This is a genomic window from Paraburkholderia sp. SIMBA_054 (assembly GCF_046534875.1).
GTDB classification, from domain to species: Bacteria; Pseudomonadota; Gammaproteobacteria; order Burkholderiales; family Burkholderiaceae; genus Paraburkholderia; species Paraburkholderia hospita.
In genome coordinates this window covers 47133-60505 of the sequence record NZ_JAWRXV010000042.1, presented here as the reverse complement: position 1 = coordinate 60505, position 13373 = coordinate 47133, and the positions used below count along the sequence as shown (strand labels likewise).

12 protein-coding genes are annotated in these 13373 nt (G+C 61.3%); 7 read left to right on the top strand and 5 right to left on the bottom strand.

What is annotated here, in order from left to right; translation table 11 throughout:
• Nucleotides 1-47 precede the first annotated feature (47 nt).
• Nucleotides 48-1340: a purine-cytosine permease family protein gene (locus tag SB822_RS37420; protein WP_410856959.1), complete on the bottom strand. Its 1293-nt coding sequence runs from the start codon at nucleotides 1338-1340 to the stop codon at nucleotides 48-50.
• A 2-nt stretch (nucleotides 1341-1342) separates the two neighbouring features.
• Between SB822_RS37420 and SB822_RS37415 the strand changes: the two genes are divergently transcribed.
• On the top strand, nucleotides 1343-2005 hold the full coding sequence (locus SB822_RS37415; protein ID WP_410856958.1) for a hypothetical protein: 663 nt from the start codon (nucleotides 1343-1345) through the stop codon (nucleotides 2003-2005).
• A 175-nt stretch (nucleotides 2006-2180) separates the two neighbouring features.
• The gene (locus tag SB822_RS37410; protein ID WP_410856957.1) at nucleotides 2181-3701 is read left to right on the top strand and encodes a transglycosylase SLT domain-containing protein; all 1521 of its coding nucleotides are present in this window, start codon (nucleotides 2181-2183) and stop codon (nucleotides 3699-3701) included.
• An 884-nt stretch (nucleotides 3702-4585) separates the two neighbouring features.
• On the opposite strand, the gene SB822_RS37405 is transcribed toward SB822_RS37410, so the two are convergent.
• Nucleotides 4586-4939 (bottom strand): BON domain-containing protein, encoded by a 354-nt coding sequence (locus SB822_RS37405; RefSeq protein ID WP_079486386.1) that lies wholly within the window; start codon nucleotides 4937-4939, stop codon nucleotides 4586-4588.
• Nucleotides 4940-5596: 657 nt separating this feature from the next.
• Between SB822_RS37405 and SB822_RS37400 the strand changes: the two genes are divergently transcribed.
• The 5 genes from SB822_RS37400 to waaA all read left to right on the top strand — a co-directional run bounded on the left by SB822_RS37400 (nucleotide 5597) and on the right by waaA (nucleotide 11180).
• Nucleotides 5597-6145: a hypothetical protein gene (locus SB822_RS37400; protein WP_410856956.1), complete on the top strand. Its 549-nt coding sequence runs from the start codon at nucleotides 5597-5599 to the stop codon at nucleotides 6143-6145.
• A 202-nt stretch (nucleotides 6146-6347) separates the two neighbouring features.
• Nucleotides 6348-7118 carry a DUF3047 domain-containing protein gene (locus SB822_RS37395; protein ID WP_086910430.1) on the top strand — a complete coding sequence of 257 codons (771 nt, stop codon included), beginning with the start codon at nucleotides 6348-6350 and terminating at the stop codon, nucleotides 7116-7118.
• A 578-nt stretch (nucleotides 7119-7696) separates the two neighbouring features.
• Nucleotides 7697-8707 (top strand): lipopolysaccharide heptosyltransferase I, encoded by a 1011-nt coding sequence (gene waaC, locus SB822_RS37390; protein ID WP_410856970.1) that lies wholly within the window; start codon nucleotides 7697-7699, stop codon nucleotides 8705-8707.
• 195 nt (nucleotides 8708-8902) lie between these two features.
• Nucleotides 8903-9787 carry a Kdo hydroxylase family protein gene (locus tag SB822_RS37385; RefSeq protein WP_410856955.1) on the top strand — a complete coding sequence of 295 codons (885 nt, stop codon included), beginning with the start codon at nucleotides 8903-8905 and terminating at the stop codon, nucleotides 9785-9787.
• A 91-nt stretch (nucleotides 9788-9878) separates the two neighbouring features.
• Complete coding sequence (waaA, locus tag SB822_RS37380; RefSeq protein ID WP_410856954.1) at nucleotides 9879-11180, top strand: lipid IV(A) 3-deoxy-D-manno-octulosonic acid transferase; 1302 nt, start codon at nucleotides 9879-9881, stop codon at nucleotides 11178-11180.
• Nucleotides 11181-11366: 186 nt separating this feature from the next.
• Here waaA and ureG read toward each other — a convergent pair whose 3' ends face one another.
• Genes ureG through ureE form a run of 3 tightly spaced genes read right to left on the bottom strand, consistent with a single transcriptional unit; the run spans nucleotide 11367 to nucleotide 13349 of the window.
• Nucleotides 11367-12008: an urease accessory protein UreG gene (gene ureG / locus SB822_RS37375; protein ID WP_410856953.1), complete on the bottom strand. Its 642-nt coding sequence runs from the start codon at nucleotides 12006-12008 to the stop codon at nucleotides 11367-11369.
• A 38-nt stretch (nucleotides 12009-12046) separates the two neighbouring features.
• Nucleotides 12047-12727: an urease accessory protein UreF gene (locus tag SB822_RS37370; RefSeq protein ID WP_410856969.1), complete on the bottom strand. Its 681-nt coding sequence runs from the start codon at nucleotides 12725-12727 to the stop codon at nucleotides 12047-12049.
• Nucleotides 12714-13349, bottom strand: a complete 636-nt coding sequence (ureE, locus tag SB822_RS37365; protein WP_410856952.1) for an urease accessory protein UreE — start codon at nucleotides 13347-13349, stop codon at nucleotides 12714-12716. The genes SB822_RS37370 and ureE overlap by 14 nt, the downstream gene beginning before the upstream one ends.
• Nucleotides 13350-13373 lie beyond the last annotated feature (24 nt).

Here is a 13373-nt window from a genome sequence, read left to right as displayed (position 1 = left end):
CGGAGGACGCGGGGTGACCGTTCTCTTTCGGGTGCCGAACATATGTGTCAGTCGAGCGCTTCCGCCCCGGCAGAGTCCGCGCCGAGATCTGCGCCCAGACGATGCGAAGCGATACCGGACAAAACGAGATACAGGCAGCCGGCTGCGGGCGCGCTAATCAAAGGCGTGACTACGCCGGGGATCAGCCGGTGACAAAGAAACGCCACCATCATGCCTGCCCCAGTCGCAAATAGCGCGGCCAGGTTCACCGGCGCCACCCTGGTGCGCGAAAAGCCCACGCGCACCCTCAGGACGTAGTAGTCCGCGACGATCACACCGCCGATTGGCGATGCAATGGCTGTAAGTAGCAGCGTCCAGCTGGACACGTCGCCGACGCTGTCGGTAATGGCCAGAAAAATGCCGAGAAGCGTGGCGGCGCCCGCGACTCCCATCCACGGCAGTGTCGGAAATGCGCTTTTGAACGTCACGCCGGCGTTGGTCAGGCATGCATCGCAGGTGGTCCAATTGGAAACGATGACGAGCACCAGCAGTAGCCACGACAGCGCATTGCCTGCAGTAAAGAGGTCGTTCACGCTGATGCCTGACGCCGCGACCAGCACACCGATGATCAGGAACGGCAGGTTCGCCAGCAGGAAGCCGAATGCGGTCGCCTGTACCGCTTCATTTCCGGTGCGGCAGAAACGCACGATATCACCGGTCATCGTGCCGCTCACGACGAAGGTGCCGAAGGCAATGCACACGCCCGTGCCGAACGGCAGCGTTCCTCCAATCGGACCGTCCAGCAGCACAGCCCATTTGGGTGCGAGTCGATGAGCAAAGACGATTGCGGCGAACAGCGTCATCGCGGGGATCGCGATCGCCGTCATGTTGAAGCCGTGGCTGATGCGGACGATGACCGGCATCGCGAACAGAACGCCTATGACGCAAATTGCGAGTGTCGATTCGCCCGGCAGATGCAGTACGGCGGTCAGGATTAAGGCCGTCACCGCAACGTGAAAGGCGAACCAGCCTGTGACGAGCGACCCGAGCAACGTGCCTGGGATGACGGCGCCCCATCGGCCGAAGACTCCTTCGAGTACGAGTTGCGAACTCAAGCCCCAGCGGCCAGCAGCGAAACCGATCGCCGCCGAATAGATAAAGAGGATCCAGTTGCCGAGGGTCGCGGCAAACAGTGCGTCGAGCGTGCCTAACGAGGCCTGAAGATGACTGCCGACGATGATGGAGGCAAACGCGGACGAGAAGCCGGACCACGCGAACGCGGGGAAGATGAGCCCGCGACGTCGTGGTAGCGGGATTGGCCTGGTTCCGCTGCCGTCGTTTGCTTCGCGGAGGAGGTTCATGGATGCTAGTCAACCTGCAATATCGGGGAGAGATTTACATGTCAGATAGTCTCACAGCCGTGGGGTGCCGGCCTGCCGGTTTGAGCCCCTGCGCAACACGCTACAACATGGCAGAGCGTCGTGCCGGATGCTGCGATATGCGCCTTATTCAATTGAGTCCGCAAGTTGCATTGGTGAGCAACGCAATTCGAAGAGCTCAGCAGCGAGGAGCAAAGCTGATCGTTCTCGGTTCTCGTAAAAGTGAAAACGCCGAGGTCGCCGCTTCCGGGCTTTCGCTCAAGCCTGGACCAGATGAGGCGATGTGCTGTGGGCGGTTGAAGGCGTTGTCATCCCGGGGGCACATTTGGCCCCGAAATCAAATGACAATGGGGAAGAAGGGCTCGCCAACCAATTGCTTCAAAAAAGCAGAGTTCGGCCATCTACGGCCTTTCGCTATCGTCTGCGAATGGCAGATATCGAGCGTATTGCTGACCTTGGCCGCGCGCAAACTGGGTATTGAATTCGGCCAGTGCGGCAACCTTATCCGAAGGCCGGATGATGCGCTGCACTGTTCACACGAGCCCCGGCCTACTGACCGCAGAAGGGCTTCTCGACGCTCAGTTTGTTGGTCACGGATGTCACCCCAGAAACGCCTCTGGCGACTTTGCGACCTTGTCGATCGGTGACACGTCCGACAGAGGGGTGCTGTCACGCTGAAGGCTTGAACCGTTTTCATGCGCAACTATGCTGTAAGAGTCGAGGGGCGGGTACGCAAAAAAAACCTCGAAAACTCAGATGATTGCGTCCGTGTAACGACGGTCCAAACGGACCGGGCGCAAAGCTGAAAAAAGTTCGGTGTGTATGATGCGTTTCGCTCGTGCGTGGCTGCTATCAGGCTTGTTTGGAGCTTCGCTCTGCTTATGGAGCGCGCTTTGCGCCGCGGTTCAGCCGGCTTCCGCGCCATCGTCGGCGTCAGCATCACCGACAGCGTCCGCGCCGATTCCTGCGAGTGAGACGCGCCGCATCGATCTGACCAACAAGCCTTGGCGCGGCGACTTCGACGCGATGCTCGAGCGTCGCATGATTCGAGTTCTCGCTCCCTTTAGCCGCACGCTGTACTTCAATGATCGCGGACACGAGCGTGGGGTGACCGCGGATACCGTGCGTGACTTTGAACGATTCGTCAACAAGACCTATGCCGGTCGCCTCGGCAAGCGCCCGATCACTGTCATCATGATCCCGACAACACGCGACCGGCTATTGCCCGGGCTCGCGGAAGGCATCGGCGATATCGCGGCCGGCAATCTGACGGCGACTGAGGATCGCCTGAAGCAGGCCGACTTTGTTACCGCACACGCGCTCAAGCCGACGCGTGAACTCGTTCTGACCGGTCCGAAGTCACCCGCGCTCTCCACGCTCAGTGACCTGAAGGGCAAGACCGTCGACGTTCGCCGCCATAGCAGCTATTACGAAAGCCTGATCGCACTGAACAACCGCTTCCGGCAGGCGGGCAAGCCACCGATGCGGATCGTTCTGCTACCGGACGCGCTCGAGGACGAAGACGCGATGGAGATGCTGAACGTGGGTCTGCTTCAGATCCTGGTCGTCGATGACTGGAAGGCGCGCATGTGGGCGCAGATGCTGCCGAACGTCAAGGTGCACGAGAGCATGGCGGTGCGGGAGGGCGGCGTCATCGGCTGGGCCATTCGCAAGAATAGCCCCCAGTTAAAGGCGGTGATCGGCGACTTCTATGAGAAGTTCATCAGGAAGCAAAGCGTAGCGGAGATCCGCCTCAAGCAGTACGTGCAGGGTGCGAAGCAGATTCACAACAACACGGAGAGTGCCGAACTCAAACGTTTCAGACAGACCGTGGCGTATTTTGAGAAGTATGGCCAGCAATACGATTTCGATCCACTGATGCTCGCCGCCCAAGGGTTTCAGGAATCGCAGCTCAATCAGGATGCGAAGAGTCGGGTGGGCGCGGTCGGCATCATGCAACTGATGCCGGCCACAGGGAAAGAACTCAACGTTGGGGACATCAAGGTTACGCAGTCGAACATTCATGCCGGCGCGAAGTATCTTGATCAACTGATGACCCGCTACTTCCAGGATGCCCATTTTTCCGAGGTGGACCGGCCGCTATTCGCCTTTGCCAGCTATAACGCCGGACCGGGAAACATCGCGAAGATGCGCAAGGAGGCTGCCGCCCGCGGACTCAATTCCGATGTCTGGTTCAACAACGTGGAGATCGTGGTGGCCGAGAAGATCGGCATCGAGACGACCACGTATGTGCGAAACATCTACAAGTACTACGCGTCCTACCACCTTCTCAAGGAAGCGCAGGCGCAGCGCAGCCGCGTGGTTCGGCAGCGAAGCGGCTGACCGGGCAACGCAAAATCGTGTGGCCGACGGTTCCGCCGACACGCGGCAAGGCTACTTCGCATCGGGTGGAACGCGGGGATCGCGCGACGTGATTTGCAGCTCTCGGCCCTTGGCGCGTGTCTTCTTTGCAGTCTACTCGGGCCGCTAAATGCGACGGGCCGAATGTCGCATAAAGGTCCGATTTCTGACGACCCCGTCGGACAGCAATCGGCCAATTGTGTTGAAAAACTGCCCTCTCAGCGCAGCAGGACCGGCTCGCGAAAAATCGCCTCTCAGATCGCTCCACAAACCGCTCGTGAACATCGGTTAGGGGTAAGAGGACCCCTGAAATCCTCACTGAGAGGTCGGCTGCGGAGTTTTTCAAACAGGAGAGGTATATGAGTCCACCAGCGTCACCGCGCGGATTGCCGACGCTGCGCATCTCTACAGGCGCCGAAAATCGAACCCCGAGCTTGACTCTCGGAGGAAGTCCTTGCAAACACAATCGGCCAGTAGCTGTCGTTGGCTGCGTCGGTGATGTCGCCATTCGAGCGACGGTTCGGCTTACGAAGCGACCATTAACTTGGCTTCGTACCGCGTGGCGGTATTGAGTCCGCGAACCACCGATCGAGGACAAGCGACGGCCATTCGATGTTGCAAGTTCAGCATCGGACCGCGTTCGGATGCCTTCGGCCGTTCATCCTCGCGAATACAGATATTCAACCCGCCTGTCATTGAGCCTGCCCGTTTGCACGCGATTCGACACCGGGCCAATATCGAGCAGAGCACGGTCTTCACTCAGCCATGCAAGTGCTTTCCCCGGCAAAGGCGTCGCCGTTGAGAACATAACATTCTTGTTCTCAAGGCGCGCCAGTGCAGTCAAAGGATGCGGTTGGACTCAAACATTAGTGTCCTTCTTCTTCCACTGTCAAATTGTTCTTGACCGACGTAACTCCAGAAACACTCTCAGCAACTTTCCCTGCGAGATCTATCTGCGCCTGATCTGCAACCATTCCGACAAGCGTAATCTTGCCGCTACGCGCGATGGCGTGAAGATCAGTCGTCTCCAAGCCCTTTTGTTTGTACAACGCCGTCTGAACTCGCTTCGCCAACTCCCTATTTGCTGCTCTAATCGACGAACGAGAGGGAGCTGTTGCTGAAGTTGCCGCAGTCGTCTCTTGTGCATTAACAACGGGCACGATCGCAACAATGGCGCTGACGGCGATCGCTGTGGCAACGTAGGTCTTCATGGATTTCATCTCTTCTCCTTCAGGTGGATAGCAAAACTGGGTGGGAGAGACTCGAAAAGATCGCTGATCAATCAAAGTGCGGCGAAAAATGAGCACCCCGACGTTGATGACCAGCGGCCACGACGTTCGGCAATCGAATTGTAGACTCTTCCTCGTCGGACGCGCATGTTCAAGCGCGTTTAGAACCGCTGGAGAGTCCTTTTCGCCGGACCTTCGACTAGTGGGTCAGGGTCAACCCTTTGTGTGAATGAGGGTAAGGGAGCCCGATGACTCGTCGTTCGGCGTGCCTAGGCGAACGGTCGCTGTCAATTGGAAGCCGCCGTTGACTTCGGACTGACTCGAAGGTCTATAGAGGGTCGATCGATCTGCGACAGACGATTAGACCCGCCGGTAGCCAAAGCCGTCTTCGCCTAAGGGTTTTCACGTCTCGCCCTTGCGTGAAGCGCCGCAGCAGAACCCGTTTTGCAATTGGCTATTGCCCTCGTTTGCTGAGTGACCTCCCGTCCCCGGCAGTCTGAGAAGCACATGCGTTTCCGCACCTTTCACTAACCTCAGACGATACAGTGGCCGCCGTCCACAATGGCGGCGTTCCGCCATTGACGAAGGAGCATGCTGCGGCCCGCCAACCAGACTCCTTTGTCGTAGAATTATCGACGGGGAGGCAACATGAATCGCGAACAGGTCGTCGGGCTACTGTGCGGCGCACTGCTTGCCGGTTGCGTGTCCGCCGGTGTCGAAGTGCGGCCCGAACAGGTGGCGAACTTCAGGCACGGCGTGACAACACTGCAAGACGTGGTAACCGCGCTCGGCCCTGCGTCAGTAGAGACCGCCCTGGACGACGGCTCGACGTTGCTCGTCTACACCTACGTGACGTCGCGCCCCCACCCCGAAAGCTATATTCCGTTCATCGGGTCGCTGGTTGGCGGCGCCGACACGCACTCGTCTGCGGCCGTGTTTCTGTTCGATCCGCACGGCATCCTTAAGAGCGCAAACACCACGGCCTCGAACGTCGGAACAGGCATGACCAGTGGTTCCCACACGGAGCAACGCAGTGCGCCTGTGCGAGGCTCCGAACCGCACGTTGTTATCAAGAGCGTCCAGCCGCCCGCCGTCCAAAGCGTCGAGCCGGTTCCGGAAGAAGACGGCGAGCCAGCGCCGCAAATACCCGTTGAACCTCCACCAGAATATAGTGTTCAGCCGGCTCCCGTCGAATAGCGGGACACTTCGCTATCTCGGCAAAGGCTTGCGGATCCAACCGGTCGATGCAACCGGTCGATGCTGCAAACTGACGAAATCGTTCGAGAGGCGTTTCATAGTCGAGGCGCTTCCTCGGACGCTCGTTTAAAAGCTCGGCGGGACTGCGGTCAGCTGAGCCGACTAGAATGAATAGTTAGCCACGACCCTAACGGGACCAGCCATGGACCTTCCCTCGGTCCCGCGAGCACGGAAACGAACAGCCTGGCCAAGCCGGATCGGTGTGTGCATCGCGCTTCTTCTGTCGCCGCTAGTCCTCCTTGCTCAGGACGAAGGGCCGGGTATTGCCTTTTCCGTGGCCGAGTCCGGCGCACCGCTACCGGCGGGATGGAAGAATCTGCCGGTCGTGAGCGGAAAAGCGATGACGCAATACACGCTTGTACGCGACGACCGTACAACCGTCCTGCAGGCGGACGCAACCCATTCCGCTTCGGCCCTGATGCATGAGGGTAATATCGACCTGACCCGCACACCCGTCGTGGCATGGCGCTGGAAAGCAGAAGGGTCAATCGAGGGCGCCGACAACAGCGTGGGATCGAAGGAAGATGCGCCGGCGCGACTGGTGTTCTTCTTTGATGGCGACAAATCCAAACTGTCGCTTATCGATCGGGCCGGCATGAACCTGGCAAAGCACCTGAGTGGGCAGGAACTGCCCTATGCCACGCTAATGTATATCTGGTCGACCACAGCCGCGCCAGGCAGTGTCATTGCCAATCCCCATACCGGTCGCATACAGATGATCGTAGTCTCCGGTCAGCCTGGCGATGCCGGTAAATGGCAAATCCTGCGCCGCAATATCGTGCAAGACTATGAGAAGGTCTTTCACGAGACGCCTGGACGGATTACCGCTTACGGCCTGCTGACCGACACCGACAACACGGGTAGCACGACTCGCGCATGGTACGGAGACGTTCAGTTCCGGGCCGGGCCATGACAACGTACTGTCGCCGGGAGAGACGCCGTGAGAACTCGGTGCCAATTCTGCGGTTACGGAGCAAATCGATCCGCAGGGCTATCGGCCTTGCTGACAGCTAGATAATGGCGACGATGAAGCGGCTACCGGACTTCTGCCCCGAGAAGCAGGCTTGGATGACCGGAGCACTCGTTTGCCTGCCCTTGAATTCCTGACAGCGCGAGCGGCGGCAGTGGGTGGCTACGGACGTTCAACGCTGGTACTTGGCGACAGCTTACGACTCGCCTGGCGCGACCTTCTTGTAGCCCGTCAGCTCCACTCGTGTGCTTCCGGGCAGTCACAGCGTTTCATTTTCACCATGTCACGCGTGTAAAGAGTGTTTCACAGCAGTACGCCAGTCGCACCAACTAGGTCGCTCAGTCGCATAACTGCGGCGGCGGTCCATATACTCTGGCGCCCTACGCCCCTGTGCGGGGCCACCGACCAATTCAGCGTCGCAAATTCAAAAAACACAAAAAACCCGGAATCCGCGCGCCCCCCGGAGAGCGCGCTAAAATTGCGTTCCTTCAAACGCATCTTCACGCCGGGATAACCCGGCAATCCCATTCTTGAGCGCGCAAAAGATACTAATCGTGAGAGTGTCGTCGCTAGGCGACGTCGTCCACAACATGCCGGCCATCTCCGACATCCGCCGCCGCCATCCCGATGCACAGATCGACTGGCTCGTCGAAGAGAGCTTCGTCAAACTGGTCGAACTGGTCGAAGGCGTCCGGCGCGCGATTCCCGTGTCGTTGCGGCGCTGGCGCAAGCGCATCCTCTCCGTCGACAACTGGCGCGAGATCAGCGCGTTCCGTCGCGCGCTCGTCGCCGAAAACTACGATCTCGTGATCGACTGCCAGGGGCTCATCAAGACCGCGTGGGTCGCGAAAATGGCGCGCGGGCCGCTCGTCGGTCTCGGCAACCGCACGGATGGCGCGGGGTACGAATGGCCCGTGCGCTTCTTCTACGACCGGTCCGTGCCCATCCCGCCGCGCACGCATGTGGTCGAGCGCACGCGGCAACTGGTCGCGGCAGCACTCGGCGACCCCACGCCGCAGCCCACCGACGAGATCGACTTCGGCCTCGACACCCAACGCGCGGCGCTCGCGCTGTCAGAAGCGCAACTGAATCTTCCCGTGCCTTACGTGGTTTTCGTTCACGCCACGTCCCGCGCGGACAAGCAATGGCCCGATGCCGCGTGGATCGAGCTGGGCCAGTCGCTCGTGCGGCGCGGCGCGTCAATCGTGCTGCCGTGGGGCAGCGACGCCGAGCGCGCGACGAGCGAGCGTCTCGCCAATGAGTTCGGCGCAGCCGCAATCGTGCCGCCGAAGCTGTCGCTGCCTGCCGTCGTCGGCCTGATCGAGGGGGCGGCGGCGACGGTCGGAGTTGATACAGGTCTGGTTCATATCGCAGCCGCGCTGAAACGCCCGACGGTCGAGTTGTACAATTTCGCCACTTCATGGCGTACGGGCGGCTACTGGTCGCCGAACGTGGTGAATCTCGGCACAGCTGGCCAGCCGCCGACGCTGCAGCAGGTGAAGTCCGCGCTGGCGGAATTCGGCCTGTTGTGACGCGGTGCGGCAATGGCGGCACGGGCATCCTGGGATGCCGGTTGCCAGCGCCGCGCGAGCGACGCCAGCGGCCGGTCGACGCATTCCGAAGCCCATAATCAGGTCTATGCCGGATGCGCGGCGGCCACCTTCAGGGAACGTCAGCCGCCGTCGGCAGCAAGTGCGCCCAGCTTTATCCGCTTTCAAAAGGCGATCATGAACGAATCCCAGATCATCGAAGTACCGAGCGCCGACTGGCACGGCCAGGGTTTGTCGATGCCGCGCGAGACGCTGCTCGCGGGCGTCGAGCGCGGCAAGGTGCTGTATTTCCCGAATCTCGCTTTTGCGATCGAGGGTGGCGAACGCGCGCTGCTCGATCCCGCGCTGGCCGATCCGAACCGCAAGAACATCAGTCTCGAGCCGAATGGCGGCGCGCTGCATGGCGTGCTGGGCGATGCCGTCACGCAATCGGCCGTGCGCGCGCTGATTGCGCGCTATCAATCGAATGCGCGATCGCTCGTCGACGGCCTGTTTCCCGAGTACAAGGGCAAGCTGCGCGTCGCGCCGACCAGCTTGCGGCTGCATCAGGTGGAGACGCGCGAGACGTCGTGGCGCAAGGACGATAGCCGCCTGCACGTCGACGCATTCCCGTCGCGTCCCAACTATGGCGAGCGCATCCTGCGGGTGTTCACGAACATCAATCCGAACGGCGCGCCGCGCGTGTGGCGCGTCGGCGAGCCATTCGAGGATATGGCGAAGCGCTTCCTGCCGCGCATCAAGCCGCAGATGCCCGGCTCGGCGTGGCTGCTGAATCTGCTGCATGTGACCAAGTCGCCGCGCAGCGAGTACGACCATCTGATGCTGAACCTGCACGACGGCATGAAGGCCGATCTCGACTACCAGAAGGCGTCGCCGCAAGTGACGATGCCGTTCCCGCCGGGATGCGTGTGGGTGTGCTTCTCGGATCAGACGTCGCATGCGGTGATGTCCGGCCAGTTCATGATGGAGCAGACGTTCTTCCTGCCCGTCAAGTCGATGGCGCGGCCGGAGTGTGCGCCGCTTGGCATTCTCGAACGCCTGAAGGGCAGGGCGCTAGTTTGAGCGGCGCGCTGCTTTTTATCGCGAACGTAGTGCGAGGCGCCGCAGGCGCGGCCGTCTCCATGCCGTTCCTGATGCCGCGCATGGAGGCCCGATGCTGAGGGCCGTCTATAACACGCTGTGGTGGCTGATTGCGCCGCTCGCGGTGCTGCGTCTTCTGATCCGTTCGCGCAAGGAGCGCGGCTATCGCGAGCATATCGGCGAGCGTTTCGGTTTCGTGCGCGGCCGCGTGCCCGAGGACGATACGCCGCTGATCTGGGTGCACGCCGTGTCGGTCGGCGAGACGCGCGCCGCGCAGCCGCTCATCGAGGCGCTGCTCAAGGCGCGGCCCGACGCGCGCATTTTGCTCACGCACATGACGCCGAGCGGCCGCGCGACGGGCGAGCAGATCTTCGCCGATCGCGTGCTGCGCTGCTACCTTCCGTACGACATGCCGCGCGCGGTGCGGCGTTTCCTGAAGGCGTGGCGACCGTCCGTCGGTCTCGTGATGGAAACGGAAGTATGGCCGACGCTGATCGACGAATGCCGCCGCGCCGACGTGCCGCTCGTGCTGACGAATGCGCGGATGTCGGAGCGTTCGTACCGGCGCGCCGCGAAGTTCGGCAGTGCGACGCGCGGCGTGTTCGGCGGGTTTGCGCGCGTGCTCGCGCAGAGTCCGTCGGATGCGACGCGGCTCTCCGCGCTTGGCGCGCGCAATGTCGCCGTGCTCGGCAATCTGAAGTTCGACATGAGCACGCCCCCGGAACTGGCGGCGCGCGGGCAAGCGTGGCGCGCGGCTATCGGTACGCGTCCGGTGTGGGTTGCGGCGAGCACGCGAGAGGGCGAAGAGGAACTGGTGTTGCAGGCGTTTGCGGCACTTGGCGTTGACGATGTGCTGCTCATTCTCGTGCCGCGTCATCCGCAGCGTTTCAATGAAGTTGCGGCATTGGTCGAGAAGAAGGGTTTGCGGTGCGTTCGACGCTCGGCGTGGGCGTCTGCGGGCGCAGCTGCTGCTGGTGAAGTTGTTGTGCCTGATTTGCCGCGTGACGTGAAGGTGCTGCTCGGCGATTCGATGGGCGAGTTGGGTGCTTACTATGCGGCGTCGGATGTGGCGTTCATTGGCGGCAGTCTGTTGCCGTTGGGCGGGCAGAATCTGATCGAGGCATGTGGTGTGGGTGTGCCCGTGCTGATCGGGCCGCATGTGTTCAACTTCACCCAGGCGACGGCGGATGCGGTTGCTGCTGGGGCTTGTGTGCAGGTGAAGGATCCAGCGGATCTTGGGCGCGTGTTGCGTGAGCTTTTTGAGGACAAGGCGCGGCGTGTGGCGATGAGTGGGGCGGCTTCGGCTTTCGCTGCGCGGCATCGAGGGGCGACTGCCCGGACTGTTAACGTGTTGACGACGTTGTTGCCCGGCTAGCTGGCAGGGGATCTTCTCGCGGTTTGGTTTGAGCTGTTGCTGTCGCCATCGTTGTTATGGCATCCGCGATATGGCTTGCCCTCTCCATGCGTTGCCCCTGTGTGGGTGACGCGTGAACCACGAAGGCAAAACGCGGATGCCAGCGACACGCCTCAAAACAGACCCAGCGTCGCAGACAATAAAGCCTCAAACCTTCAACAACCCCTTCCTCTCAATAAACGCAATAACCTGATCGAGGCCCGCAAGCGCCTTCAGATTACACATTACAAAAGGCCGCTCGCCGCGCATCTTCGCGGCATCCGAAGCCATGACATCGAGATTGGCACCAACCATAGGCGCAAGATCCGTTTTATTGATCACAAGCAAATCAGACTTGGTAATGCCTGGCCCGCCCTTGCGAGGAATCTTCTCCCCACCCGCGACGTCGATCACATAAATCGTCAGATCCGACAGTTCGGGGCTGAACGTCGCAGCCAGGTTATCGCCGCCCGACTCGATAAACACGATATCGGCTTCAGGAAAACGCCCAAGCATCCGGTCCACAGCTTCCAGATTGATCGACGCATCCTCGCGGATCGCCGTATGCGGGCAGCCGCCCGTCTCGACCCCCATGATGCGCTCGGCCGGCAGCGCGCCCGCCACCGTCAGCAGGCGCTGGTCTTCCTTCGTGTAGATATCGTTGGTGATCGCGATGAGATCGTACTTGTCACGCATCGCCTTGCACAGCATTTCGAGCAGCGTCGTCTTGCCAGAGCCAACGGGCCCGCCGACGCCCACGCGCAGCGGCGGCAGTTTCTTCGTGCGTTGCATCGGATGAGGAGCGTTCATGTTCTGACCGTGAAAAGCAAATCGTGAAAAACAAATGGCTATGAGCGAAAGAGCCGCGAATACTGCGACTCGTGCCGTGCCGACAAAATGCCAAGTTGCGGCGCGAAGGTGTTGATGTCATCCGGTGAAGTGGCGAGCGCTTGCTGGACGGCGGCTTCGATCGGCTTGCGCAGCGCAACGATGATCCGCTGCCCGGCAAGCTGCCCGAGCGGCACGGCCTTCAACGCGGCGGCCGCCTGGTTCTCGGCCCAGCTGAACGCATAGGCGGCGAGGGCGGCATCCGTCGCAGCGTCGTGCGCGAACACGGCGAACGCGAAAGCCGTCGGCTGCGCAATCGGCGTCATCGATGCAAGCGTCGCGCGACGTTCCGCATCGCCCCATTCAAGCGATGCACACAACTGCCGCAGCGACCAGCCCATCTGCTCCGTCTCGCGCCGCAATTCCATCGATTCGCGGCTCGCGAGAAACTCACGGTTGCCCTGCGTCAACGCAGCGGCATCATGCGCGCGCCAACGTTCGATCTGATGCGCGAGAAACGGCAGCTCGCCATGTGCCAGCACGTTCGAGAGGCCGCATTTGATCCATGCGCATGCCGTATCGGCATCGGTGACGAGCTTCGCTTCGATCGCGGCTTCGAGTCCCTGCGAATAGCTGAATGTGCCGATCGGCAAAGCCGGCGACGCGAGATGCAACAGCGCAGTCAGCTCAGCGATGCGCATGATGATGACCGTGGCCATGATCGTGACCGCACTCGCTGTGGTCATGATCGTGATCGTGAGCATGGTCGTGATGCTCATGCCCATGATCGTGCGAATGCGCATGCCCATGATGCTCACCATAGAGCTGCTGCGCGAGTGCATAGTCCTCGGCGAAGGTCTCGTCATGCCCATGCCGATGCCCGCCGCCATACGCGCCGGTCTCCGGCTGGAACGGCATCTCGACCTGATCGACCGATGCGCCCAGGCGCTTCAGCATATCGGCGAGCACCGGGTCGTATTCGAGTTTCAGATAGTCCGCGGCGACCTCGACGGGCGTATGCCGGTTGCCGAGGTGATACGCGGCGCGCGTCAACGTCAGCACATCGGGCGCGCGCACGACCAGCACCGACTCAGGTGCCGCGACCACGCGCACGAGGCCGCCGTCGTCGGCGACGAGCACATCGCCGTCGCGCAGCACGGTGCCGCGCGGCAGCAGCAGCGCAACCTCTTCGCCGCCGTCGAGCGTCGCGGCAAGACGGCTCTTGCAGCGCGCGTCGAACGCCAGCGTCAGCGTCGGCGCGCGTTTGATGAGAACGGGCGCGAGCTTGATATGAGCGCCCAACAGCTTGTCGATCGTTCGCATTTGACATCCTCCCCTGCCTGAAGG

What these genes read in the sequence shown, in the direction of transcription:
- SB822_RS37385 (WP_410856955.1), top strand. Translation starts at nt 8,903, where the DNA reads ATGAACGAATCCCAGATCATCGAAGTACCGAGCGCCGACTGGCACGGC.
- ureE (WP_410856952.1), bottom strand. Translation starts at nt 13,349, where the DNA reads ATGCGAACGATCGACAAGCTGTTGGGCGCTCATATCAAGCTCGCGCCC.
- SB822_RS37400 (WP_410856956.1), top strand. Translation starts at nt 5,597, where the DNA reads ATGAATCGCGAACAGGTCGTCGGGCTACTGTGCGGCGCACTGCTTGCC.
- SB822_RS37420 (WP_410856959.1), bottom strand. Translation starts at nt 1,340, where the DNA reads ATGAACCTCCTCCGCGAAGCAAACGACGGCAGCGGAACCAGGCCAATC.
- waaA (WP_410856954.1), top strand. Translation starts at nt 9,879, where the DNA reads ATGCTGAGGGCCGTCTATAACACGCTGTGGTGGCTGATTGCGCCGCTC.
- SB822_RS37370 (WP_410856969.1), bottom strand. Translation starts at nt 12,727, where the DNA reads ATGCGCATCGCTGAGCTGACTGCGCTGTTGCATCTCGCGTCGCCGGCT.
- SB822_RS37405 (WP_079486386.1), bottom strand. Translation starts at nt 4,939, where the DNA reads ATGAAATCCATGAAGACCTACGTTGCCACAGCGATCGCCGTCAGCGCC.
- ureG (WP_410856953.1), bottom strand. Translation starts at nt 12,008, where the DNA reads ATGAACGCTCCTCATCCGATGCAACGCACGAAGAAACTGCCGCCGCTG.
- SB822_RS37395 (WP_086910430.1), top strand. Translation starts at nt 6,348, where the DNA reads ATGGACCTTCCCTCGGTCCCGCGAGCACGGAAACGAACAGCCTGGCCA.
- SB822_RS37410 (WP_410856957.1), top strand. Translation starts at nt 2,181, where the DNA reads ATGATGCGTTTCGCTCGTGCGTGGCTGCTATCAGGCTTGTTTGGAGCT.
- SB822_RS37415 (WP_410856958.1), top strand. Translation starts at nt 1,343, where the DNA reads ATGCTAGTCAACCTGCAATATCGGGGAGAGATTTACATGTCAGATAGT.